Origin of the sequence: Streptomyces sp. ACA25, assembly GCF_028200735.1 — a bacterium.
In the GTDB taxonomy this organism is placed as follows: Bacteria; Actinomycetota; Actinomycetes; order Streptomycetales; family Streptomycetaceae; genus Streptomyces.
In genome coordinates this window covers 701,349-723,137 of record NZ_JAQKPV010000001.1, presented here as the reverse complement: position 1 = coordinate 723,137, position 21,789 = coordinate 701,349, and the positions used below count along the sequence as shown (strand labels likewise).

The following is a 21,789-nucleotide window of genomic DNA, read 5'->3' as shown; positions in this document are numbered from 1 at the left end:
CCGCGAGCGTGACTGCGGCCCCGACGGCCCCGGAGCGGTCAGTGACCGGGGCGGGCCAGCCGGCCGGCCTTGACGCCGGCGAGCAGAGCACCGAACGCGGCCCGGTCCATGGCAACCACCTGTCCAGGATCCTCGCTCTCACGGAGGGCTATGCCCTCCCCCACGGCAGCAACCTCCACGCAGTTGTTACCGCCACCTCCGCAGAACGAGGAGCGCAGCCAGTCAGTTGCCAGGTGCTTCATCGTGCCCTCACAGGTCGCGTGCGATCGAATGGATGAAGTCCTGTGAAGCATCAGCCCTCAGGGAAGAACGCTTCATCAACTCCAGCAAGGAACGATAGTTGGCCAGCGGGGTAGGGGCGTCCGCAAAGTGGGCTCCGTAAGCACTGTCCAGCTGCACGGTGTCGAGCTGAGGAACGGGACCTTCGGCGTGCAGGATGGATTGCCCCGCCCCGTGGAAGCTTCCGGCGCTGAACGGGATGACGAACAGACTGACGTTGTCACGGTCGGCGGCTTCAGTCAGGTGCTCGAGCTGCCGACGCGCAACGTCTGGACCGCCGAACTGCATACGCAGCGCCGCTTCATGGATGATGCCTACGTACGTGACAGGGTCGTCCCGATCGATGACTCGCTGGCGGCCGAGGCGATGAGCGACACGCAGTTCCACCTCCAGGCGTGGGAGCGCTGGCACCACGAGGTCGAAGAGGGCTCGTGCGTGCGCCTCCGTCTGGAAGAGGCCGGGCAAATGGACTGTCTGCGCAGTTCGGATACCCACTGCGTAGTGCTCGATCTCGGAGACATCGAGGAAGTCATCGGGGAGCTTGCCTCGGTACTCGTCCCACCAGTGACGGACCTTCCGGCTGCTCGCCATCTCCGCCAAGGCATCGACCAGACTTGCGTCAGGACACTGGTAGTGGCGTGCGAGTTGTCGCACACGCTCCTCACTGACGCCTGTCCGTCCGACCTCGATGTTGGAAATCATGGTGCGGTCCGCGCCCAAGAGACCAGCTGCCTCCTGGATCGAAACCCCCGCCTGCTCTCGCATGCGGCGAAGTTCGGTGGCAAGCCGTCGTTGGCGACCGGTAGGTGCGTTTCGCTGGGCCATGGGACCTCTCTCGTGCGCAGTCACTCTGACAGGGGCGGACAGACAGGTCCAGCGAGTCGCCCACCAAGTCACTCGTTCGTGTACTGCGACTCACATGTGAGTCGCCCTTAGGTTAGCTTGTGACGCGTGGCACTCGCGTGATCACTGAGAGGAAGCGCACCGGTTCGTGCTGCCGCCCGCCCGGGAGGGGGCAGCGCGTCCGGCATGACACCGCTCAGCGGCAACCACCAGTGGCACTGGATCGCTTCGTCAGTAACGCACCACTGGAGGTGCCGTGCACCAGGACCCCGCAACGCAACCGCCCGCCAACGACCCGCTCCCGCTTCCGCCGCCACCGGAGCTCGCTCCGCTTCCCTTCGCTGAGCCCTGGGGCTATGAGATCCACTTTCCCCGCGACCCCCGCGGGCCACGGGTCGCGCGGATCGCTCTGCGGGCCGTCCTCGCCTCCCACGGGCTCGACGAGCTGACCGAACGGGCTGAGCTGCTGGCCACCGAGCTGGCCACCAACGCCGTGCGGCACACCGCCGGTCCGGCGTCCCTTCACCTCGACTGGACGTGCCCGGCGCTCCGCGTGAGTGTCCGCGACCGGAGTCCCGGACTCACCTTCGCCCGGGGCGGCGTCCCGGGCGGGCCGCACCCTCTTCCCCCGCAGGACGCCATCGACGGGAGAGGCCTCCTGCTGCTCGATGTCCTCGCGGACCGCTGGGACGGGTGCGCTCTCGGTGACGGCCCCTGGGGGCCGGGCGGCAAGACCATCTGGTTCGAACTGCTGTGGGAAGGCAAGCCGCCCCCGGCCCTGGCGGCCTGACCGCCCCCCACGGCTCCCGCAGAGCGCGTTTCCACGTCGAAACGGCCCTTTTCCCCGTGGAAACGCGCCCGATTCCCGCAACCCCACCCGGCCACTCCCCGGCCACCCCCGCCAGGCGGGCGGCGGCTTACCAGCGGTGGTGGATCTGGGCGCGGAAGCGGCGGTCGTACAGCTCGCGGACGCTGTCCAGGGTGGCGGCCGGCAGGGGCGGCAGGTCTGCCGCCGCAGCGTTCACCCGCGCCTGCTGCGGCGAGCGGGCGCCGGGGATGACGGTGCTGACCCCGGGCTGCTGGATGATCCAGCGCAGCGCGGTCTGCGCGGAGGTGGCTCCTTCGGGGGCAAGCGCGGAGAACTCCGCCGCCGCTTCGATGCCGGTGGCGAAGTCGACGCCGGAGAAGGTCTCGCCCTGGTCGAAGGCCTCGCCGTGCCGGTTGTAGGTGCGGTGGTCGTCCGCGGCGAACACCGTCTGCTGCGTGTAGCGGCCGGAGAGCAGGCCGGAGGCCAGCGGCACGCGGGCGATGATGCCCACCCCCGCGGCCTGCGCCGCGGGCAGCACCCGCTCCAGCGGCTTGAGACGGAACGGGTTGAAGATGATCTGAACGCTCACCGTCCCCGGGCGCGCGATGGCCGCCAGGGCCTCCTCGCAGGTCTCGACGCTGATGCCGTAGCCCTTGATGCGCTGCTCGTCCACCAGGGTGTCGAGTGCCTCGAACATCTCGTCCGAGGAGTAGACCGCGGTGGGCGGGCAGTGCAGCTGCACCAGGTCCAGGACGTCCGCTCCGAGGTTCGTGCGCGAACGGTCGGTCCAGTCACGGAAGTTGTCCAGGACGTAGTTGTCCGGGAGCTGCTCGGCCCGGCGGCCCATCTTGGTGGCGACCAGGACCTCCGCGCCGGGATTGCGGCGCAGCCAGTCGGCGATCAGCCGCTCGCTGCGCCCGTCGCCGTAGACGTCCGCGGTGTCGAAGAACGTCACCCCGGCCCCGGCCGCCGCGTCGAGGACGGCGAGGGCGTCCTGCTCCCGGACCTCTCCCCAGTCGGCACCGAGCTGCCAGGTGCCCAGCCCGACGACCGACACCTGCTGTCCTGACCGTGTGAATGCGCGCTGCTCCATGGCCGCATTCTCGCAGTGCCACTGCCCGGCGGGCGGCGGCGTCCGCGCGGTGGGACACCGCGTCGGTGCGCTGCCGCCCGGCCGGGCCGGGTCAGGCCGCCGGTGCGGCGGGGACGGCGGGGCGCAGGAGAACGGGAAGTTCCTCGTGGCCGTTGGCGATGAAGGAGGGCTGCGGGCGCAGTTGCTCCTCGTCCACGGCCAGCCGCAGGTCGGGGAAAGTACCGAAGAGGGCGCGCAGCGCGATGTCTGCTTCCATCCGGGCGAGTGCGGCGCCCAGGCAGTAGTGCGCGCCGAAGCCGAAGGCCAGGTGGTCCTTGTCCGGGCGGGTCGCGTCGAAGACGTCGGCGTCCGCGCCGTGCAGGGCGGGGTCGCGGCCTGCCGCGCCGAAGCCGAGGATGATGGGCTCGCCCTTGCGGATGACGACGCCCTCACCGAGGTCGATGTCCTCCACCGCGAAGCGAAGGGGCATGTGCATGATCGGGCCCTCGGTGCGGAGGGTCTCTTCGATCACGTCGTCCCAGGCGACCGTCCCGGTGTCCAGCAGCTTCCGCTGGTCGGGGTGGGTGAGCAGGGCGTGCGTCGCCTTGGCGATGAGGTTGACCGCGGTCTCGCTGCCCGCGCCGATCATGAGGAGCAGCGTGGAGATGAGCTGCTGCTCGTCGAGCTTCATCTCGCCGTCACGGGCGGCGATCAGGTCACTGGTCATGTCCGGGCCGGGTTCGGCGCGCTTGACCGCGACGAGCGCGGCCATGCAGGCCAGCAGGTCGTCGAAGTCCTTCTTGGCCTGCTCGGGGGAGGAGCCGGTGTGCAGGGCGGCGTCGATGCAGCGGCGGGTCTCGGGCCGCATGTGCTGCGGAACCCCGAAGAGACCGCAGATGACCTCGGTGGGAATCATGTAGGCGAAGCGGCTGCGGAGGTCCACCGCTTCGCCCGGCGGGACCTTCTCCAGGTCGCGTATCAGCCCGTCGACCAGGTCCTGCACCATGGGCCGCAGCGCTTCGGTGCGGCGGGGGGTGAACGCGGTGGAGATGAGCTTCCGCAGCCGCCGGTGTTCCTCCCCGTAGGAGGTGAACGCGCTCACCACCCGCACCCAGACGTTCAGCGGCCAGTCCTCGGGCATGTCGTCGAGCGACGGCCAGTGCTTGCGGGGGTCCCGGGAGACCCGCCGGTCACCGGCGAGCTCCCGGATCGTCTCGTGACGGGTTACCGACCACGCCTGAATATCGCCGGGAAGCTCCACCAGCGTCGCCGGCCCTTTTGCCCGGAGGCGGGCTGCTTCGGCGTGGGTATCTGTTCCTGTGGGGTCGAGGACGGGGCAGGACTCGTGTTCCATGTCGGTGCTCCTGAGGTCGGGTCGGCGTGCGAGGTCGTCGCACGTGCCGGGACAGCGGGGAAGCGCACGGGCAGAGCGGTGAGAGTGCGGTGGAAGGGGCCGGGGCGCCAGGTCAGCGCCCCGGGTTCGCAGTCGAGCTCCATGTCGGGGAGCCGGTCGAGCAGCGTCTCAATGGCGACATCGGCGATGATTCCGGCGATGTCCTGGGCGGGGCAGACATGCGGGCCGCCGCTGAACGCGAGGTGGGAGAGGTTGGCGGCGCGCTGTTCGTGGCTGGCCGCGAGCGCCGGGTCGGTGTTGGCGGCGGCGAGGGAGACCAGGACCGGCACCCCGGCCGGGATGACGAACTCCGTGCGGTCGGTCTCGTCCCGCAGCGGAAAGTCCTGGGTGGCGAAGTGGCAGCAGAAATTCGCCATCGGCGACTTGCTCCACAGCACCTCGTTGAGGGCGTCCGTGACCGTCATGCTGCCGCCCGACAGGTCGCTGCCGAAGCGGTCGTCGGTGAGCAGCATCATGGTGGCCGTGGAGATCCAGGCCGACTGCGGCACGGTTCCGGCCCCGATCAGCACGACGAGCTGGTGGACCATCTCCGTGTCGTCGAGCTCGGCGTGGTGGCTGAGCAGCCAGGAGGTCACGTCCGCCCCCGGGCTGCGGCGCTTCTCGGCCACCAGCTCGCCCAGACAGCGCGCCAGATCGATGCTGCCCTGCTGCGCTGCCGCGGGCTCGGCATCGATCATCTGACCGCAGGCGGTGGCCATCCGGACGGCGAGCTCGTCCGGGCAGCCGAACAGCTGCGTGAAGACGCGGGCCGGAAGCCGGGCGCAGTACTGGGAGACCAGGTCCGCGGTGCCCTCGGCGGCGAACTCGTCGATGAGCGCGACGGCGCTGCGCTGCACGTAGCCGCGCAGTCGGTGCGGGTTGACGCGGGCCAGCGTGTCGTCGACGGAGGCGCGCAGCCGCAGGTGTTCATGCCCGTCGGCGAACATCAGGCTCGGCCGGTAACCCAGCATGGGGACGACCTGGTTGTCCGACGGGACCCGGCCCTCCGCCAGGGCGGTCCAGCGGCGGGCGTCCTTGCTGAACTGCGGGTTGCGCAGCACTTCCAGGCAGGCGTCGTAGGCGGTCACCAGGACGGCCTCGACGCCGGGCGCGATCTCGACCCAGTGGGCCGGCCCCCGCTCGCGGAGCGCGGAGTACACGGCGTCGGGGTCAGCGGCGAACTCCGGCCCGTACAGGGCCGGGGGCCCGTCGGCGGGGAGGCCGGCACCCGGGAAGGGCTGGTGGGCGGGACAGCCCGACGGCGGCACCGGGCCGGTTTCGGAGGGCGCGGAGGTCATGACTGCTCCTGTTGGAGGGCGTACAGGTGTTGGATGAGGGCGATCAGTGCCTGCTTCGCGGAGTCGCTGTCACGGGCGTCGCAGGTGATCAGGGGGGTGCGGGGGTCGAGGTCGAGGGCCTCGCGCAGCTCTTCCTCGGGGAAGTCCGGGGTGTCGGGGAAGAGGTTGAGCGCCACCACGTAGGGGAGTTGGTGCTGCTCGACCAGCCCGAGTGCTTCGAAGGACTGGTCGAGGTACCGGGAGTCGGCGAGCACCAGGGCGCCGTACGCCCCGCGGGCCAGGTCGCGCCAGATCTGCGAGAAGCGTTCCTGGCCGGGGGTCCCGAAGAGGTACAGGGCCAGGTCGTCGGCGACGGTGAGCCGTCCGAAGTCCAGGGCGACCGTGGTGGTCTTCTTGCCCTGCACCCCGGTCAGGTCGTCGACGACCGCCCCGGCCTGGGTCATGACCTCTTCGGTGCGCAGCGGCTCGATCTCGCTGACGGTGCCTATCAGCGTGGTCTTGCCGACCCCGAAAGGGCCGACGACCAGGAGTTTCGCGGAGATCTGAACACTGTCGCGCACATAGATGCCGTCAGAGAGCCTGGAGGCCATGCAGCAACCTCCCCAGGATGTCGGCGTCGGTGAGTTCGGCGGTGCCGGGCGCCGACTCGCGGGCCCGGATGACGAGGTGACCGGTGTCCAGCAGGTCTCCGAGGAGGACCCGGGTGACCGTGAGCGGCTGCCGGAGATGGCCGGCGACCTCGACGACCGACAGGTAGCCGCCGCGGCACAGGTCGACCATGGCGCGCTGCTCCGGCCCTAACCCGGTCACGGGCTTGTCCTGAGTGGCGGTCACCATGGTGATCACGTCCAGGACATGGGTGTTGCGGCTGGGCCGAGAGCGGCCTCCGGTGATCACGAAGGACCGCACCAGGTCACCGCGTCTGCGCTGCGGCGTCATGCGCGGCTGCCGAGGTCATGACGGGGCTCGCTGGCCATCTCGCGGCCCAGCTGGGCGACGACCTCGTGCATCCGGAACGTCACCTGCTCGATGTCCACGGCCCCGGAGGTCGCGACGGACAGGAACGACTGGTCACCGGCTCTGATGGTGATGACGAAGCCGCCGGTGAACTCGACCAGGCTCTGCTGCCAGGAGTCGTCCGGGGCCCGGCAGAACATGGCCGTCGCGCTGCTGGTCGACTGCACCCCGGACAGCGCGGCGGCGATCCGGTCCGCCTGGTCCTGGCCCAGCCCGGAGGAGAAGGCCTTCACCAGGCCGTCCGCGGACACCAGGATCGCGTCGTACACCTCGGGCTGGTCCAGTACCTGCTTGAGCATCCAGGCGTCACGGTTCTCGGTCATGAGTGGGCGGGTCCCTTCGGTTCTTGGGTCTGGCTGGAACGGCGAGCCGCCTTCGCCCCGCGAAGGAAGCCGCCGAACGGCGCCGCGGACTCCTCGGGGGAGCGAGCCGGTGACGCGGGGTGGTGCGAAGCGGAGGAGAGCGGGGGCACGGGGCGTGCGCCCGCCTGCCCGGTGGCCGACGGGGTGTGCCGGGTCCGCTTGGGCAGCCCGCTGACGGTGGTGGAGCGCGGTGCGTCGCCCTGGCCGGCCCCGGCTTCGGGGGCGGCGGGAGCCGCGGACCCTGCGGGGGCCGCAGGGGCCCCTGGGTCCTGGGCAGGGGTCTGCCGGGCACCCTGGGCGGGTACCCGGGCGGCGGCCGGAGCCGCCACGGCTACCGGGGGGGCCGGCACGGGGGCGCTCTCGGTCAGCAGGGCACTGGGCAGGTTGACGACGGCCCGCACGCCGCCGAAGGGCGAGGCGGAGTCGACCGAGACGGTGAACCCGTACCGCTTGGCGAGCAGGCCGCAGACCACGAGCCCGAAACGGGGCGGGTTGCCGAGGTGGGTGATGTCGAGTGTCTCCTGGGTCAGCAGGCCGGAGAGCCGGTTCCGCTCGGAGGCGTTCAGACCGATTCCGGCGTCCTCGATGACGATGGCCAGGCCGTTGTGGGTGAGCTGGACGTGCACCTGCACGGCCGTGTTGGGGTTGGAGTAACGGGTGGCGTTCTCCAGCAGCTCCGCGAGCGCGACCACCAGGCCCTCCACCGCGCGTCCCTCGACGGCCCGGTGGTCTTCCAGCCGGGTGATCTGCACCCGCTTGTAGTCCAGGATCCGGCCGACCGCCCCGCGGACGACGTCGTACAGGGGGGTCGCGTTGTGCTGACGTCCGGGCCACGCCCGGCACGCCACGGCCATCCCGGCGGCCCGGCGGAGGATCTGGGCGTTGGTGTGGTCGACGTCCATGAGGTCCTGGATGAACGCCGGGTCGTCGTGCCGTCTGGTCATCTCCGTGATCTTCAACTGCTGGCTGTTGGCCAGGCCCTGAAGTTTGCGGGCCACGGCCAGCAGCATGGACTGGGTGGCCTGCTCGGCCTGGCTGTGCGCTTCGCCGAGAACGTGGCTGAATCCCTCCTCCGCGATGCGCAGGTGCTGGCCGAAGGACGTGCCGGACAGATCCGTGTGCCGCCACTCGTGTGGGCTGACGGGCTCCTTCCGGTCGTCCACTTCGCCGACCCGCTGGGCGACGGTGGCCGCCCAACGGCCGAGCTCCTCGTCCTGTGCCGCGATGCGCCCGTTCACCGCAGCAAGGTCATGGCGGAGAGCACGGACCCTGCGGTGGGAAACGATCAGCATCACTGCCAGTAGGAGGAGCAGGGCTGCGGCCACGAGGAAACGTGCGTCCGCAAGGTCAGAAGTCATGGGTTCCTCGTGCTGCGTCGTGCGGGCAGGGAAAGGAGAGCCGACCGCGGCGGCGGGGCTTCGCGAAGCCTATGCGGGAAGGCGAACCTAAGTGGCCGATCCCTAAAAAGGATTGGCTGATTACGTGCGCTGCATGGCCGCAATTTCGCCTCCGGGGGGTGGTCGCGTGCCCGGGAACCTGCCCGGCGCGACCCCGGACGGGGGACGGGGTACGGGGTACGGGCAACCGTCCGGCCGCTCCCCGGAATGCGCCGGACCGGAACACTCCCCGGGGTGCCGTCAGGCACCGGGACATGCCGGTTCCTTCCCTGCTCGGCTGCCGAGGTCGCCGATTCCGTAAGAGGCATCCCAGGGCCCGGACGCGTCATCAGCCCGCGTGGCAGGAAGGGCTCGCAGTCCGGGGAAAAGGTTTCTTCGCTGCGGAGAGCCGGAGAGCACGGGAGCGGGAAGCCCGCTCGCGACCCGAGAACGTCACCTCGCGGTGTACTTACCGGCACCTTTTCACCGGGTACACACGTGGTCCTCCGGGCGGGCACGGAATAGCCTTCGTCTTCCCACCGGCCGGTGGCACCACAAGCGATGCGGAGGTACCTCCGCGCAGCGGGAGGCAGCGGGGAAACTGGCCGGAACAGTTCTCAGTCTCCGGCCGTCACCCACCCGAGAAGTGCGGGGATCGGCCGGCCGGGCCGGCATATCCAGGGAAATGCACGTGCAAACGAACGCGCACACGCACGGCCGAGCCGCCGGCCGCGCCAGGAGGCGTGGCAGGCGGCTCGGGGACAGGCGGCTCGGGGACAGGCGGCCCTGGTGCCGTCGTCAGCCGGCCTTGATCGCGGAAACCTCGAACTCCAGCCCGATCTTTTCGCTGACCAGCACGCCGCCTGCTTCCAGCGGGGCGTTCCAGGTGACGCCGTAGTCCTTGCGGTTGATCGTCACCGAGCCCTCGAAACCGACGCGCAGGTTGCCGAACGGGTCAGTCGCCGCACCCTCGTAACTGAAGGGGATGGTGACCGGGTTCGTGACACCCCTGATCGTCAGGTCACCGGTCACGTCGAACTCCGCGTCCGCGGTCTGCCGGATTCCGGTGGAGACGAAGGTGATCTCCGGGTGGGACTCCATCGCCAGGAAGTCGTTGCTGCGCAGGTGCTCGTCCCGCTGACCGTTCCGGGTGTCGATGCTCGCCGCCTTGATCGCCAGCCGGACCTCCGAGCTCTCCGGGTTCGCTCCGTCGAGCCTGGCGGTGCCCTCGAACTCGTTGAACGCGCCGCGGACCTTGGTCACCATCGCGTGCCGGGCACTGAAGCCGAGGCGGGTGTGGTCCGGGTCGATGGTGTAGGTGCCGGTGAGCTGGGTGAGATCGGTCGAGGTGGTCATGAGTTTCCTCCGTGCCGGGACGTGAACTGAATGACGTGTCATCTACACACTCCAAGGTACATGACGCGTCATTTATTCCGAGTACCATGGGACCCATGAACAGCACCCGATGGCTCGACGAGGACCAACTGCGTGCCTGGCGGGCCTATCAGCGGATGCAGAGCCGTCTGGCCGCCCACCTCAACCGGCAGCTGCAGACCGACTCCGGTCTGTCACTGGCCGACTACGAAATCCTCGTGCACCTCACCGACGTCCCGGAAGGACGGCTGCGGCCGTTCGAGCTCCAGCGGAGCCTGCACTGGGAGCAGAGCCGCCTGTCCCACCACCTGACCCGGATGCAGCGACGCGGCCTCATCAGCCGCGAGGGGTGCCCGGACGACCGCCGAGGAGCGTTCATCGCCCTCACCGAGGACGGCCGCCGCGCCATCGAGGAGGCCGCACCGGGCCACGTCGAGGCCACCCGCCGGCTGTTCTTCGACCAGCTCGCCCCCGAGCAGGTGGCGCTGCTGGAGCAGCTCGCCACCACCGTCCTCCAGCGGCTCGACACCGCCGCTCCGCAGTCCGCGCCGTAACACCCGCACCGGCGCGCTACCAGGGCCGCACCGGCGCGGCATCCCCGGGCGAGGCGCAGCCGCCCCGCCGGGCGCGCCCGGCGGGGCCGCATCCGGCCCCGCTCCGCCCCTCGCCCCGGATGCGCACGTCACAGGACTACAACAGCCTGTGACAACGGGTCGCTGAATGGCCACCACTGCGGCATGGTTCCGGCCATGACCTCCCCTCCTCGACGCGGCCGGCCCTGCTGACCCCGCCTGCCGGACGGTGGTGCGCGCCCCGGCGGACGACCGAGCCGCCACCTCCTGTCGCCCCCTGCCCGTCCTCTCCTCCAGACAGGAGCCGCGCCATGCCCACCTCTCCACCGTCCGCGCACCCCCGTCGGCGGTTGCACCGGCGCACTGTCACCCCGGCCCGCGCTGCGTGGACGGTGGCGCTCGTGATGTCCCTGGCGGCCTGCGGCTCGCTCGACGCCGACCCCATGGCGTCGCCGCTGACGACGGAAACCGTGACTCCGCCCCCGGACCCGTCCACCGGCGAACCGGACTATCTGGAACTTCCTCTCGACGAGGCCCGGGCCAAGGCGCGTCTGGACGGATTCACCCCCGTCGCGCACAACGCCTCGGGGAAGAACGACGCGATCTCCTGGGCGGAGGGCGCCTGGCACGTCTGCTTCCAGGAGTTCCCGGACGCCGAGGAAGAACCGCAGTTCCCGGAAGCGGAGTCCCCGGAAGCTGAGACGGGGGGCGGGGAAGCGGAGGACCCGGCCGCACCGGAGACGGGGGAGGAGCCAGGCACGGACGGGGAGCCGGTGGCAGGGCAGGAGCCGGACGAGGAAGAGGATGCCGGCTCCTCCTCCGAGACCTTGAGCAGACCGACGTTGAACCTCGGGGTCGTCCCGATGACCGACTCCTGCCCGGACAGCCCGCAGCCCGCTGTCGAGTGGCCGGGCTTCCCGGACCTGACCGGGAAGAGCTACGCCCAGGCGGCAGCGGTGGTCCGGGCGCTCGGCGTGCAGAAGATCTCCGCGACGAGCGCCTACAGCAACGTCGACGACCCCGACGACGCGGCGAGTTGGCTGGTCTGCTTCCAGTCCCCCGAGCCGGGGAGGAAAGCCCCCTACCGGGAGGTCATGAGCGTCCGCCTGTATGTGGCGCTGTCCGGCCCTGGATGTCCCGAACGGAACGGAGCAGAGCTCCCGTCCGGATAGCCGGGTGACGGCGTGCGGGTGCCGGGCCTGCGGGCCGGTCCCCGGTGCCCCGCGGATGCCGTAGGATGATCCACACACGACGCGGGGTGGAGCAGCTCGGTAGCTCGCTGGGCTCATAACCCAGAGGTCGCAGGTTCAAATCCTGTCCCCGCTACCACGGCCCGCAGGCCCGGCACTTCGGTGCCGGGCCTGCGGCGTTTCTCAGTCGTCCCGCTTCGTCAGCGACTCCGGCCGGTGCACGGCGTCCCGTCCGGACTTGTCGCTGCGCACCCGGTACTGCGGCTCCTCCGGTGACGCGTCCACCGTGCGGCCGGCCGCCTCGGTGCGTTCGGTGATCTCTTCCTCCACCGCGCCGCTCGTCTCACCTCCGGGGCTCTTCCAGGTGACCTTGTCGCCCTTGCGGAACTTCTTCGCCTCGCTCATGGCTCTCACCTCCCGTATCAGCCATGCTCCGGCAGGGGCCCGGCCTCCGCACGCGGGCAGGGTCCGCACCTCCGGCAGGGGGCACCTCAGCTCCGGGGCTCCGGGGCCGCCTCAGCTCCGGTGCGGGCCCAGGAAACGCGGGCGGCCGTTCTCGGCCCGGTAGTGGAAAAGCCCGTGGTCCAGGTGCAGCGAGCGCTGGTGCCACCGAATGGTCTTGGTGATGCCTTCGTGGGTGATGCGCCACAGCCTGCTGCGCAGGGCGTCCCGCAGTTGCGGAGTGCCTGCCGGGCTCTCGGCCAGGCCTTCCAATCCGTGGGTGAGGAACTGCAGGGCGTCATAGGCCTCGGCCGCGTGGCGGGGGACTTCCCGCACTCCGAAATGCTCGCGGTAGGCGGTCACGAACTCCCCGGCCTCCGGGTGTGCCGCCGGGTCGACATGAGTGGCGGTGAAGGCCCAGCCCTCGGCCGCCTCCCCGGCTTCGGCGAAGAAGGCGTCCGTCATGACCGGCTCGAGCGTCACCCGTGGACCGGTGAAACCCGCCTCGTGCAGCGCACGGGCACAGGCGGCGGCACGGTGCGGGGAGTCCCCCACGAAGACCAGCCCTTCGGGCTCCGTCGCCAGCGCCACCTCCACCACGGCACCGAAGTCCTCGCTCCCGGCCTCGACCGGATGGCTGGTGGCGGTGCCCTCCGCGGGCGGCACCTGGGTCAGGCTCGCGGCCAGCCGCCGAATGCCGGGAGCCGCCGCCCGGTCCTCGACGATCGCCGTCCGGGTGCTGCGTTCCCGCTCGGTGAGGTAGGAGATCACCGCGACGGCGTACGACGACTCGTACTGCCGGAGCCGGAAGAAGCCCGGGTACCGCGTGCTGGAGACACGTGTGGTGGCGACGGAGACGGACGCCACCGGCAGCAGCGCCCCGTCGTACACCGCGAGTGCCTCCTCGGCCACGGCGTCCGCGGTCGGGCCGATCACCGCCACCACCTCCGGCCGCTGGGCGAAGTACTCAGCGGTCCGGGCGGCCAGCGCCGGGTCCCCGGCATCGTCACGGACCTCGAGGAGGAGATCGAAGGAGCGGTCCGGCCTGGCCCGGTGCTCCCGAAGCGCCAGGCGCACCCCGTGTTCCTGGGCGGCACCGTCCGGGCCGTTACCGCCGGACAGGTCGGCGTGCAGGCCGATGGTGTACTGCGGCAGGGGACCGTCCGCCCCGCCCCTTCCCCCGCCACCCGCCGCCCGGGCCCACAGGGCCGCGCCGCCCAGCGCCGCGGCACCGGCCGCCGGGACCAGCAGACCCAGCAGCCGCCGGCGGGAGGGCCGCCCGCCCGGGGCGGAGGGCTCCCCCTCCGCCGGTGCGCCGTCCGCCCGGGTCGGGTCCGGCACCGGGACGTCCAGGGCCTGCGCCGACCTCTCGGCGATGAGCCGGGGCAGCGCGGGCGGCAGCCAGCCGCCCTCCTCCGTCGCCCGGGAGCCGGAGCCGGGGACCTCCCTCGGGTCCGGGGACAGTCCGGGGCCCGCCGTGAGTTCCCGTACCCGGCCGGCGGTCGGTCTGTCGCCGGGGTCCTTGGCAAGGCAGCCGCGCAGCAGGGGCAGCAGCGCCCCGGGGGCGCCGTCGAGGTCCGCCTCCTCGTGCACCGTGCGGTACAGGACGGCTGCCGCCGCGCCACCGCCGAACGGGCGCCGGCCGGTCGCGGCGTGGGCCAGTACGCACCCGAGCGAGAAGATGTCGCTGGGCGGGCCGGTCTCCGCCGTACGGGCCTGCGCCTGCTCGGGCGAGAGGTAGCCGGGGGAGCCGACGACCACGCCCGAGGCGGTGAGCGGGACGGCCCCGACGGGCCGTGCGATGCCGAAGTCGATCAGCCGCGGACCGTCCAGGGCGAGCAGCACGTTGCCGGGTTTGACGTCCCGGTGCACCAGACCGGCGGCGTGCACCTCGGCGAGGGCCTCGGCCAGCCGGGCACCGAGGATCCGGACGGTGTGCGGCGGCAGCGGGCCGTGCGCCGCGAGGGCCTCGGCCAGGGAGGGCGCGGGGACATAGGCGGTGGCCAGCCAGGGTTCGGGGGCCTGCGGGTCGGCGGCGGTGACCGGCACCAGCCACCGGCCACGCAGCGAAGCGGCCAGCTCCGCCTCCCGGCGGAACCGGATCCGGAAACCGGGCTCGTCGGCGTATTCCGTGCGGATCAGCTTCAGGGCCACCAGCGCACCGCCGGGTGAGCGTGCGAGGTACACCACGCCCATGCCGCCCGCCCCGAGCCGGCGCAGCAGCCGGTGCCCTCCGACCCACAGCGGGTCGGAGGGCTTCAGCTCCCGCACGGCCGTGGTCCCCCGAGCGCGCCGGACCGGACGGGCCGGTGCCGGGCCGAGGCGGGCCGGGCGGGGTCAGACCGGGCCGAGGAAGGTGAAGCGGCCGTCCCGCACCTCATGGGCGAACCGGCCCTCCCCGGCGAAGTCTCCGGTGTCCGGGTCAAAGGCGAACTCCTTCGTGATGCCCGCATAGGTGCTCTCCCGCAGCAGAGGGGCGAGCGCCGCCCGGGAGGGCATCTCGCCGTCCGCCGCCGCGGCCGCCAGGTGCTGGATGACCATCCCGGCGGCGTCGTACGCCTCAGCCGCCCGGTAGCCGGGCCCCGAGCCGTGTTCCTCCCGGTAGGCGGTGCTGAACCCCTCGGCGGCCGGCAGCCCGGCGGCGTCCACGAAGGAAGCGTGGACCAGCCAGCCCTCCGCGGCGTCACCCGCCTGTTCCAGGAAGAGCGGGTCGAGCACACTCTGCGGGGCGATCCGTGGGCCGGTGAAACCGGCCGCGGCCAGTTCGCGCGCCACGGCCGCCGCCCCTTCGGGCAGACCGGCGAAGACGAAGGAGTCGATGCCCGCCTCCAGCATCTCCGTGACGACCGGCCCGAAACCCTCCGCCTCGTGCACGCCGGGCGGCACCACCCGGGGGTGCAGGACATGCCCGGCGTCGCGTGCCATCACGCTGGTCGCCAGGGCGACGGCACTGCTCTCCAGGTCCGTGGAACGGTCCTGGATGAGCCCGGGCCGCTGCACCCCGGCCTGCTCGAACAGGTGAACGCCGATGGGTACGGACAATGCCAGATCCGAGGGCCGCAGGTGCAGCAGAACCCGGCTCTGTCCACCCGGCAGGGCGACGCCGGCGAGTGAGGGGTGCCCCGGCGAGACAGCCAGCAGGGGCAGCATCGCCTCCTCGTACCTGGGCAGCGCGGCCTCTGCCTCCGGGTCGCCGGTGGGGCCGATCACGGCGAGCAGCCGGGGCTCGTCGGCCAGTTCGGACGCTGCCCCGACGGCTCGCTCCGGGCTGCCGCCGTCGTCCGCCGTCGTCACCGCGAGCTCGAAGAGCCGGTCCGGCCGGGCATTGTACTCCTCGACCGCGAGGCGCACGCCGCGCTCCTGCTCCCGGCCGCTCACCCGGCCGGGGCCGGAGAGGTCGGCATGGACGCCGATGATCCACCGGTCCGCTGCCGCGGACGGGCCGCCGGCCCCACGGAGTGAGTTCCACACCACCGCGGCTCCTCCCCCGGCGGCGAGCACCGCGGCGCCGCCCGCCGCGACGGCGAGCAGGCGGCGCCGGCCGGGCCGGGCGGTGGGCGCCACGGGCTCGGCCCGGGTGGGTTCGACGTCCGGCAGGTCCAGCATCCGGGCAGAACGCTCGGCGATCAGCAGCACCACGCTCTCGGGCAGCCAGCCGAGCGGGTCCGCCGCAGGGTCCCCGGCCAGCCGCCCGGCCAGCTCCCGCGGAGCCGGGCGCAGCTCCGGGTCCTTGGCGAGGCACTCGCGCACCAGCGGGCGCAACTCCTCGTCGAGACCCTCCAGGTCCGGCTCGTCGTGCACGGTCCGGTACAGCAGTGCGTCGGATGCGCCGGTGCCGAACGGCGGGCGCCCGGTCGCCGCGTAGGCCAGGAGGCAGCCCAGGGAGAAGACGTCACCGGCCGGCCCCGGCTCCGCGCCGCCGCCCGCGGCCAGTTCGGGGGCCAGGAAGCCGGGCGTGCCGACGACCATTCCGGCCGAGGTCAGCGCCGTGGTGGCGTCGGCGGCGCGGGCGATGCCGAAGTCGATCAGCCGCGGGCCGTCCCGGCCGAGCAGCACGTTGCCGGGCTTGACGTCCCGGTGCACCAGACCGGCCGCGTGCACCGCTTCCAGCGCGCGGGCCAGGGCCGTGCCCAGGACGCGCACGCTGCGGGCCGGCAGCGGGCCGCAGCGGGTGACCGCCTCGGCGAGGGACGGGCCCGGCACGTAGGCCGTGGCCATCCAGGGCCGCTCCGCCTCGGTGTCGGCCCCCAGCACCGGGACCGCCCACTCGCTCTCCACCCGGCGGGCGGCCGACACCTCCCGCCGGAAGCGGGCCAGGAACTCGTCGTCGTCCGCGTACTCGGCCTGGATCACCTTGACCGCCGCGAGTGCCCCGGCCTCCGTGCGGCCGAGGTAGACCACCCCCATCCCGCCCGCTCCGATCCTGCCGAGCAGCCGGTACCCGGCCACGGAGGAGGGGTCGGACGGGTGCAACTGCCCGGTCACGCGCGGTCCTCCTCGTCGGCTTCCAGCACCTGCTGGATGCGGGTCGCCATGCTTCCGGCGGCGCGCGTCCCCGCTTCGCTGATCTCCTGCGGGGTGCGGCCCTCCGCCCCCCTGGCGGAGACCGCGAAGGTGACCGGTCCCAGCCGCCCCCGGGTCCACTCGAAGGTGTGCGGGCCGCCCAGCACGTCGCTGTGGAACTCCCCGGCCTCGGTCAGGAAGTCCTCGGCGTAGTCGTTGCCCAGCGTGCCCTGGGAGAAGCCCAGCGAGAGCAGGCCCGTGACCCACTCATCCGTGCGCAGCTGCTGGTCCGGGCAGCGCAGGGCGTCCTCCACGGAACGCGCCATCTCCCATTCCGCGCCCCGGGTGTCCCGGTGCACGGTCACCACGGCCGACACCCGCACCGGCCCGGCACCGTCCTCCGCGGGGAGCTCGGCGTACCGGGTCAGGCTGGCGAGTACCCCGTCGGGGAGCGGCTCGCGCTGCCACGCGCAGTCGGCGTCGAGTACCGCCCAGCCGGCGGGATCGGTCTCGGCGGGCTCCTGCGCCACATAGTCCGGGCCGTACGCCTCGGGGTCCGCCGTGACGGCACGGACCAGCTCGACGGCTGCCGGTACGTCCTGCGGCACCCGGTCGGGATCGAGCACGAAGTCGAGCCCGCCGCCGCCCTCCGGGGCCCCGGACTCCTCGGACGCACCGGCTTCCGGGGCGTCCGGTAAGGCCCCGTCGCCGCCGGAGCATCCCGCCAGCAGCACTCCCGCCAGCACTCCGGCACACATGATCCTGCTTCTCGCGCTTCCCACGAACCCCCCACAGCACAGTGCGACGTGGTGCCGTCCCCTGCGGCACGGCCGGAAAGACTACGCGGCGACCACGGGCCCTGCACCCCACTCCCGGCGACGGCCGTCCGCAATTTGCCCCGGCACCGTACGCCCCACGGGGCCGCCGGGGCTCCCGCCCCCGGCCGGCGGAGCGACGTGAGCCGGCTCGACGCGCCGGGCGCGTTCACTCGCCGGACGGCGCCCGCGTGTCGCGCGGTCCGTCCGGAGCGCGGTACTCCAGAACATGCCCGGTCGCCGGGAACGCCTCGTTTCCCACCAGACGACCGCTCCTGGTCTCCCGGATCGTGAACCCGGCCCGCAGGTAGAAGCCGATCGCCCGCTCATTGCCGGCCAGCACCGTGGCCTCGACGCACGGGCCTCCGCGGGAGACCGCGTGCCGCAGCAGAGCGGTGCCGGCGCCCTCCCCGTACCGGGCGGGGTCCACATACAGCCAGGACACCTCGTCCTCGTCCAGCGCCACGAAACCCACCACGTCCCCGGGCCGCTCCCCCGCGGTCTCCTCGGCCACCCACACCCGGCCGTCGAACAGCCCTTCGCTCTCGTAGGTGTCCGCCAGGGACAGAAACGCCTCGGTGCCCACCGAGTCCCGCAGTTCGTCGAGCCGGGCCGCGTCATGGACACGCGACACCGCCTCCCAGTCCTCCGGCCGGTAATCCCGGATCCGCCACCGGGCCGCACGCTGATCTGCCGTCATGCCCGAACGATGACTGCCCGGCCGGGCTCACGCAACAGCATTTGTGCCGTGGCCGGCAGGCGTCCGGAAGCCGGTGCCGTACGTAACAAGTTGGTGAGAAAGCGTCAGCTTTTCGTGTCAACTCCGCCCAGCGGTAACAGGCTCAACAGTCAGGAGGGGACGCATGGCGCAGAAGAGACAGCCGGTCTTCGACCGGCAAGTGGCCATCAGGGGGGCTCACGCACTGATCCAGCCGTCCTGGCCGCTGCCTCCCGGCCGGCGACGGCCGGTCGCGGTCTTCGAGGGAGGGCACGGCAGCGGCAAGACCATACTGCTGGACACGATCGCCGCCCGGGTCGAGCAGTGGGTGCCCTACGGCCGCGTCGACTTCACCGAAACCCAGTACGACGACATTCCGCACACCCTGTCCGTGCTGGCCGGGCGGCTCGCCCGCTACCGCCCCCGCTACCGCAGGCTGCGTTTCCCCCGGCTGCTCATCGCCCTGCTCGTCCTGGAGCAGGACCTCAGCCTCCACGACTTCGAGCAGGCACGGAAGGCGGTGTCCCAGCTGCTGCGGGAACGGCGCAGCGGAAGCTGGCCGCAGCGGTTCCTGGCGGAGATCACCGGCGAGCCGATGGAGGTGGACCTGCGATGGGGCGTCATGGTCTCCGTGCTGCGGCTGCCGCTCAACACGGTCGCCGCGCTGGCGGGACACACCTTCACCAGCCGCTCCCAGCGGTGGTTCGGGCACCGGGACCGCGGGCTGAACGACCAGGCGGAGGACACGCTCGTCGAGCTGAACACCTGGGCGCGGGAAGCCCGCGAGGACCCGGACGGGCCGCGCGCCCGGGGGGCCCGGGACCGGGTGGCCGGTCTGCTGTGCGAGGCGTTCCTCGCCGACCTGCGGGACTGCCCGCGACGGGTGCACCGGCTGCAGACGCCGCTGCTGCTCCTGGACAATGTCGACACCACGTCCGGCCGGGCCTTTCTCCGGCAGTTCGTGGAAGCCGCCCCGCCGCTGGCGGCCGAGGACCGTGCCGAGCCGCTGACCGTGATCGCCACCTGCCAGGATCCGACGGCCGGCCTGGGCGAGGGCCCCGTGCTCCCGCTGGAGGACGTCGTCCGTGGCTCCGGCGGCGACTCACCCGGCGACCACCCCGCGTGGCTGCGCTACCGGCTTCCCGACCTCGACCGGGGTGACGTCCAGACGCTGATGAACAGCGCGTCCGGTCACGGCCGGGTCGACCGGCGGCTGGCCCGGCTCGTGCACGAGTTCACGGCCGGGCATCCGGCGACCGCCGGCCTGCTGACCGCTGCCGCCGCCGACCTCCCGCACCCCGCGAGCAGTGTGAGTGAGCTGCTCCGGCAGCCGCTGCCGTACGCCGGGGGGTTCCGGTCGGCGGAGGCGCCGGGAGCAGCCGGGGCCCGGACCGTCGAGGAAGGGCTGCTGCGGCTGCTGCTGCCGGCCGAGGACTCCAAGGTCGACGCGTTCGTCTCCTGCTCGGCCGCCCGTACGGCGGCCGACGGGCTGTGGCTGAGCCACCAGTCCGACCTGGTGGACGCGGCCTGGGCGGACGGCGTCCGCCGGACAGCGCCCTGGAGCCCCGGCGGCAGAGCCGGGGAGACGGTACTGCGCCGGCTGCTGCTGCGCCGGCTCGCGGTCCGCTCGCCGGCGGACCCGGCGGACTGGACGACGGTGCACCTGCGGCTGCGCGGCTTCTGCCGGAAGAACGAAGACCTGGCCGGAGAGCTGTACCACCGGCTGGCCGCCGACGACCTGACGACCGTCGCCCTGGAGTTCGCCCGGCTCCTCCCGGAGATGGCGGGCCAGGACTGGCTGGACCTGCTGCAAGCCGCCAGCGAGGCGCCGAGCAGGAGGATCGGGCGTTCCCTGGAGCAGCCCTACACCCTGTTCCACGAGCTGGTGGACGAGGCGGCCGTGGCCTCCGCCGATGTCACGACCACCCGCATCGTGCACCTCCTGGCAGCCCTGCGCATCGTCAACGACCCGTCGGGCGGCGTGGCACGGGAGTTTCTGCACACCCAGATAGCCGGCACCCTGAGCGCTCTCGCTCCGCACTCCCCGCACGGGCTGGTGGTGCTGCACCGGGCTGCCGCCGAGTACGAGCAGCAGGCGCAGTGGTGGACCTGACACGGAATGCGAGGACCCGTATGCCCCTCTCCCCCGGCCCGTCCGACGAGGCGTGGCAGAACCCTCCGCGGCGCTGGCTGCGGGTTTCCCTGCTGGTGGCGGGAGCGGGAGCGGCCGGGTTTCTCGCCTTTCTGGCCTTTGTGCTTCCGGAGCGCCTCGACTGCGGCGGCTGGGGCTCCGGGCTGACCCGGGAGGGCGGCGAGTGCGTCGGCGTCACCGACGGCTCCTACGCCTTCGCCCCGCTGGACGGGGCGGGGCCGGCCGCGGAGTTCGCTGACGTGCAGAAGCTGATCAAGGCGGAGAACGACCGGGTCGCGGCGGCGGACACCGAGTACGTCAAGGTCGGGTTGCTCGCCACGCTGACCCCGGCGGAGAACGGCCCGCTGGCTCCGCAGCGGGTGCTGCACGCCCTGCAGGGCGCCTACACGGCGCAGATGCGTGCCAACCACACGGCGGACATGGGGGACAAGCAGCCGCTGGTGCAGCTGCACCTCGCCAACGCGGGCAGCCGGCACGAGACATGGGAGCCCGCGGTGGAGCGTCTGGTGGCGATGGCCGGGGACGAGTCCCCGCTCGTCGCCGTGGTGGGCCTGTCCATCAGTACCGAGGCGAGTCAGGCGGCCGCGGAGGAGCTCGCCGCCCATGAGATCCCGATCGTCGCCTCGTCGGCGAGCGCGGACGGGCTGAACATGAGGATGCGGGACGGCATGATCCGGGTCACCGGCAGCAACACCGACTTCGTCAACGCTCTGGAGAGGCACGTGCGGGCCGCCGGCGGTGATCTGAGCCGGGCGATGCTGGTTTCCGACCGCAATGACCCGGACCTCCATGTGGCCACTCTGACCGATGCGTTCGCGCGGCTTCTGGAGCAGGAGGACGACGTCATGCCGAGGAAGTCCTTCTCCGGAACAACGCTCCGGTCGAGCGGGCCGGTAAGCCTTTTCCGGCCCATCACTGACAGCATTTGCGGCACGGGCGCCGAGATGGTGCTCTTCTCGGGACGCACCGGCGATCTGCACGCCTTCCTGGAGGCCCTGCACGTGCGGGACTGCCGGGCGCAGCAGCCGCTTTCCGTGCTCTTCGTGGAGACCGGGCCGGTGGAGGACGTGAGTGCGGCGGCGCGGCCCGACCGGCTGGAGGAGAACGGGATCACCATCGTCCAGGCGTCCGCAATGGATCCGCAGTGGTTCGGCGAGGAGGACGCCGGTTCACCGGCACCGAATGGGTTCGAGCACTTCCACCTGGCCTTCGCCGAACACGTGGGCCACCGGACGGAGGCCCAGGTCAAGGCCGCGCTGCGGGACGGTTATGCGGTGGCGAACCACGACGCGATGTACGCCGCGGTCCGGGCCATCCGGACTGGCCATGGGGAGCGCCAGGAGCGTGGGGAGCCGACGACGCCGGCCGGGGTGAGAGAGGCGCTGTTCAGACTGGAGAATGTGCAGGCGGCCAGCGGCACGCTGTCCTTCCCGGAGGAGCGTGGCGGCGACCCGGGCGGCAAGCCGCTTCCGGTGATAGAGCTCCCGGCGGGCGGGGCCGGCGGGGAGACCTACGTGACCCCGGTCCGCTGAGCGGCGGGGGCCGGCGCCGGGCGCCCCGACGCGCAGCGGGCCGG

Annotated in this window: 20 protein-coding genes and 1 tRNA gene; 6 read left to right on the top strand and 15 right to left on the bottom strand. The window is 72.2% G+C overall.

All coding sequences use genetic code 11. From position 1 onward, the window contains the following. Positions 1–38: 38 nt before the first annotated feature. Both PJ985_RS03300 and PJ985_RS03295 read right to left on the bottom strand, forming a co-directional pair. Complete coding sequence (locus PJ985_RS03300) at positions 39–242, bottom strand: DUF397 domain-containing protein (protein ID WP_271681945.1); 204 nt, start codon at positions 240–242, stop codon at positions 39–41. Between the two features lie 7 nt (positions 243–249). Next, positions 250–1,044, bottom strand: coding sequence for a helix-turn-helix domain-containing protein (locus tag PJ985_RS03295; protein ID WP_271681944.1), 795 nt, complete (start codon positions 1,042–1,044; stop codon positions 250–252). A gap of 334 nt (positions 1,045–1,378) precedes the next feature. On the opposite strand from PJ985_RS03295, the gene PJ985_RS03290 reads away from it, so the two are divergent. Beyond that, positions 1,379–1,912: an ATP-binding protein gene (locus PJ985_RS03290; RefSeq protein WP_271681943.1), complete on the top strand. Its 534-nt coding sequence runs from the start codon at positions 1,379–1,381 to the stop codon at positions 1,910–1,912. Between the two features lie 127 nt (positions 1,913–2,039). Here PJ985_RS03290 and PJ985_RS03285 read toward each other — a convergent pair whose 3' ends face one another. The 8 genes from PJ985_RS03285 to PJ985_RS03250 form a co-directional block, all read right to left on the bottom strand. After that, positions 2,040–3,023, bottom strand: a complete 984-nt coding sequence (locus PJ985_RS03285) for an aldo/keto reductase (RefSeq protein ID WP_271681942.1) — start codon at positions 3,021–3,023, stop codon at positions 2,040–2,042. A gap of 91 nt (positions 3,024–3,114) precedes the next feature. Next, positions 3,115–4,263: a cytochrome P450 family protein gene (locus tag PJ985_RS03280; protein WP_271681941.1), complete on the bottom strand. Its 1,149-nt coding sequence runs from the start codon at positions 4,261–4,263 to the stop codon at positions 3,115–3,117. Continuing rightward, the gene (locus tag PJ985_RS03275) at positions 4,227–5,693 is read right to left on the bottom strand and encodes a cytochrome P450 (protein WP_271681940.1); all 1,467 of its coding nucleotides are present in this window, start codon (positions 5,691–5,693) and stop codon (positions 4,227–4,229) included. The genes PJ985_RS03280 and PJ985_RS03275 overlap by 37 nt, the downstream gene beginning before the upstream one ends. Continuing rightward, positions 5,690–6,283 (bottom strand): GTP-binding protein, encoded by a 594-nt coding sequence (locus PJ985_RS03270; protein WP_271681939.1) that lies wholly within the window; start codon positions 6,281–6,283, stop codon positions 5,690–5,692. Before PJ985_RS03270 ends, PJ985_RS03275 begins: the two co-directional genes overlap by 4 nt. Beyond that, positions 6,264–6,632 (bottom strand): DUF742 domain-containing protein, encoded by a 369-nt coding sequence (locus PJ985_RS03265; RefSeq protein ID WP_271681938.1) that lies wholly within the window; start codon positions 6,630–6,632, stop codon positions 6,264–6,266. The genes PJ985_RS03270 and PJ985_RS03265 overlap by 20 nt, the downstream gene beginning before the upstream one ends. Continuing rightward, positions 6,629–7,033: a roadblock/LC7 domain-containing protein gene (locus PJ985_RS03260; protein ID WP_271681937.1), complete on the bottom strand. Its 405-nt coding sequence runs from the start codon at positions 7,031–7,033 to the stop codon at positions 6,629–6,631. The genes PJ985_RS03265 and PJ985_RS03260 overlap by 4 nt, the downstream gene beginning before the upstream one ends. Further along, positions 7,030–8,430: an ATP-binding protein gene (locus PJ985_RS03255; RefSeq protein ID WP_271681936.1), complete on the bottom strand. Its 1,401-nt coding sequence runs from the start codon at positions 8,428–8,430 to the stop codon at positions 7,030–7,032. The genes PJ985_RS03260 and PJ985_RS03255 overlap by 4 nt, the downstream gene beginning before the upstream one ends. Positions 8,431–9,246: 816 nt before the next feature. Continuing rightward, positions 9,247–9,804, bottom strand: a complete 558-nt coding sequence (locus PJ985_RS03250) for a YceI family protein (RefSeq protein WP_271681935.1) — start codon at positions 9,802–9,804, stop codon at positions 9,247–9,249. Positions 9,805–9,899: 95 nt separating this feature from the next. Here PJ985_RS03250 and PJ985_RS03245 point away from each other — a divergent pair, with 95 nt between their 5' ends. The 3 genes from PJ985_RS03245 (at position 9,900) to PJ985_RS03235 (ending at position 11,723) form a co-directional block, all read left to right on the top strand. Further along, on the top strand, positions 9,900–10,376 hold the full coding sequence (locus PJ985_RS03245; RefSeq protein WP_271681934.1) for a MarR family winged helix-turn-helix transcriptional regulator: 477 nt from the start codon (positions 9,900–9,902) through the stop codon (positions 10,374–10,376). Positions 10,377–10,705: 329 nt separating this feature from the next. Next, on the top strand, positions 10,706–11,566 hold the full coding sequence (locus PJ985_RS03240; protein ID WP_271681933.1) for a PASTA domain-containing protein: 861 nt from the start codon (positions 10,706–10,708) through the stop codon (positions 11,564–11,566). A gap of 80 nt (positions 11,567–11,646) precedes the next feature. Then, a tRNA-Met gene (locus PJ985_RS03235) sits at positions 11,647–11,723 on the top strand. A 44-nt stretch (positions 11,724–11,767) separates the two neighbouring features. On the opposite strand, the gene PJ985_RS03230 is transcribed toward PJ985_RS03235, so the two are convergent. The 5 genes from PJ985_RS03230 to PJ985_RS03210 all read right to left on the bottom strand — a co-directional run bounded on the left by PJ985_RS03230 (position 11,768) and on the right by PJ985_RS03210 (position 18,043). After that, a complete protein-coding gene (locus tag PJ985_RS03230; protein WP_271681932.1) occupies positions 11,768–11,989 on the bottom strand; it encodes a DUF2945 domain-containing protein in 222 nt (73 codons plus the stop codon). A gap of 111 nt (positions 11,990–12,100) precedes the next feature. Further along, positions 12,101–14,296, bottom strand: a complete 2,196-nt coding sequence (locus PJ985_RS03225; protein ID WP_271681931.1) for a bifunctional serine/threonine-protein kinase/ABC transporter substrate-binding protein — start codon at positions 14,294–14,296, stop codon at positions 12,101–12,103. A gap of 66 nt (positions 14,297–14,362) precedes the next feature. Continuing rightward, positions 14,363–16,510 carry a bifunctional serine/threonine-protein kinase/ABC transporter substrate-binding protein gene (locus PJ985_RS03220; protein WP_271681930.1) on the bottom strand — a complete coding sequence of 716 codons (2,148 nt, stop codon included), beginning with the start codon at positions 16,508–16,510 and terminating at the stop codon, positions 14,363–14,365. Continuing rightward, on the bottom strand, positions 16,507–17,286 hold the full coding sequence (locus PJ985_RS03215; protein ID WP_271681929.1) for a hypothetical protein: 780 nt from the start codon (positions 17,284–17,286) through the stop codon (positions 16,507–16,509). The genes PJ985_RS03220 and PJ985_RS03215 overlap by 4 nt, the downstream gene beginning before the upstream one ends. A gap of 226 nt (positions 17,287–17,512) precedes the next feature. Continuing rightward, on the bottom strand, positions 17,513–18,043 hold the full coding sequence (locus tag PJ985_RS03210; protein ID WP_271681928.1) for a GNAT family N-acetyltransferase: 531 nt from the start codon (positions 18,041–18,043) through the stop codon (positions 17,513–17,515). 163 nt (positions 18,044–18,206) lie between these two features. Here PJ985_RS03210 and PJ985_RS03205 point away from each other — a divergent pair, with 163 nt between their 5' ends. Beyond that, positions 18,207–20,174 (top strand): hypothetical protein, encoded by a 1,968-nt coding sequence (locus tag PJ985_RS03205; RefSeq protein ID WP_271681927.1) that lies wholly within the window; start codon positions 18,207–18,209, stop codon positions 20,172–20,174. A gap of 20 nt (positions 20,175–20,194) precedes the next feature. Next, entirely contained in the window at positions 20,195–21,745 is a 1,551-nt protein-coding gene (locus tag PJ985_RS03200) for a hypothetical protein (RefSeq protein ID WP_271681926.1), read from the top strand. The last annotated feature ends 44 nt before the right edge of the window (positions 21,746–21,789 follow it).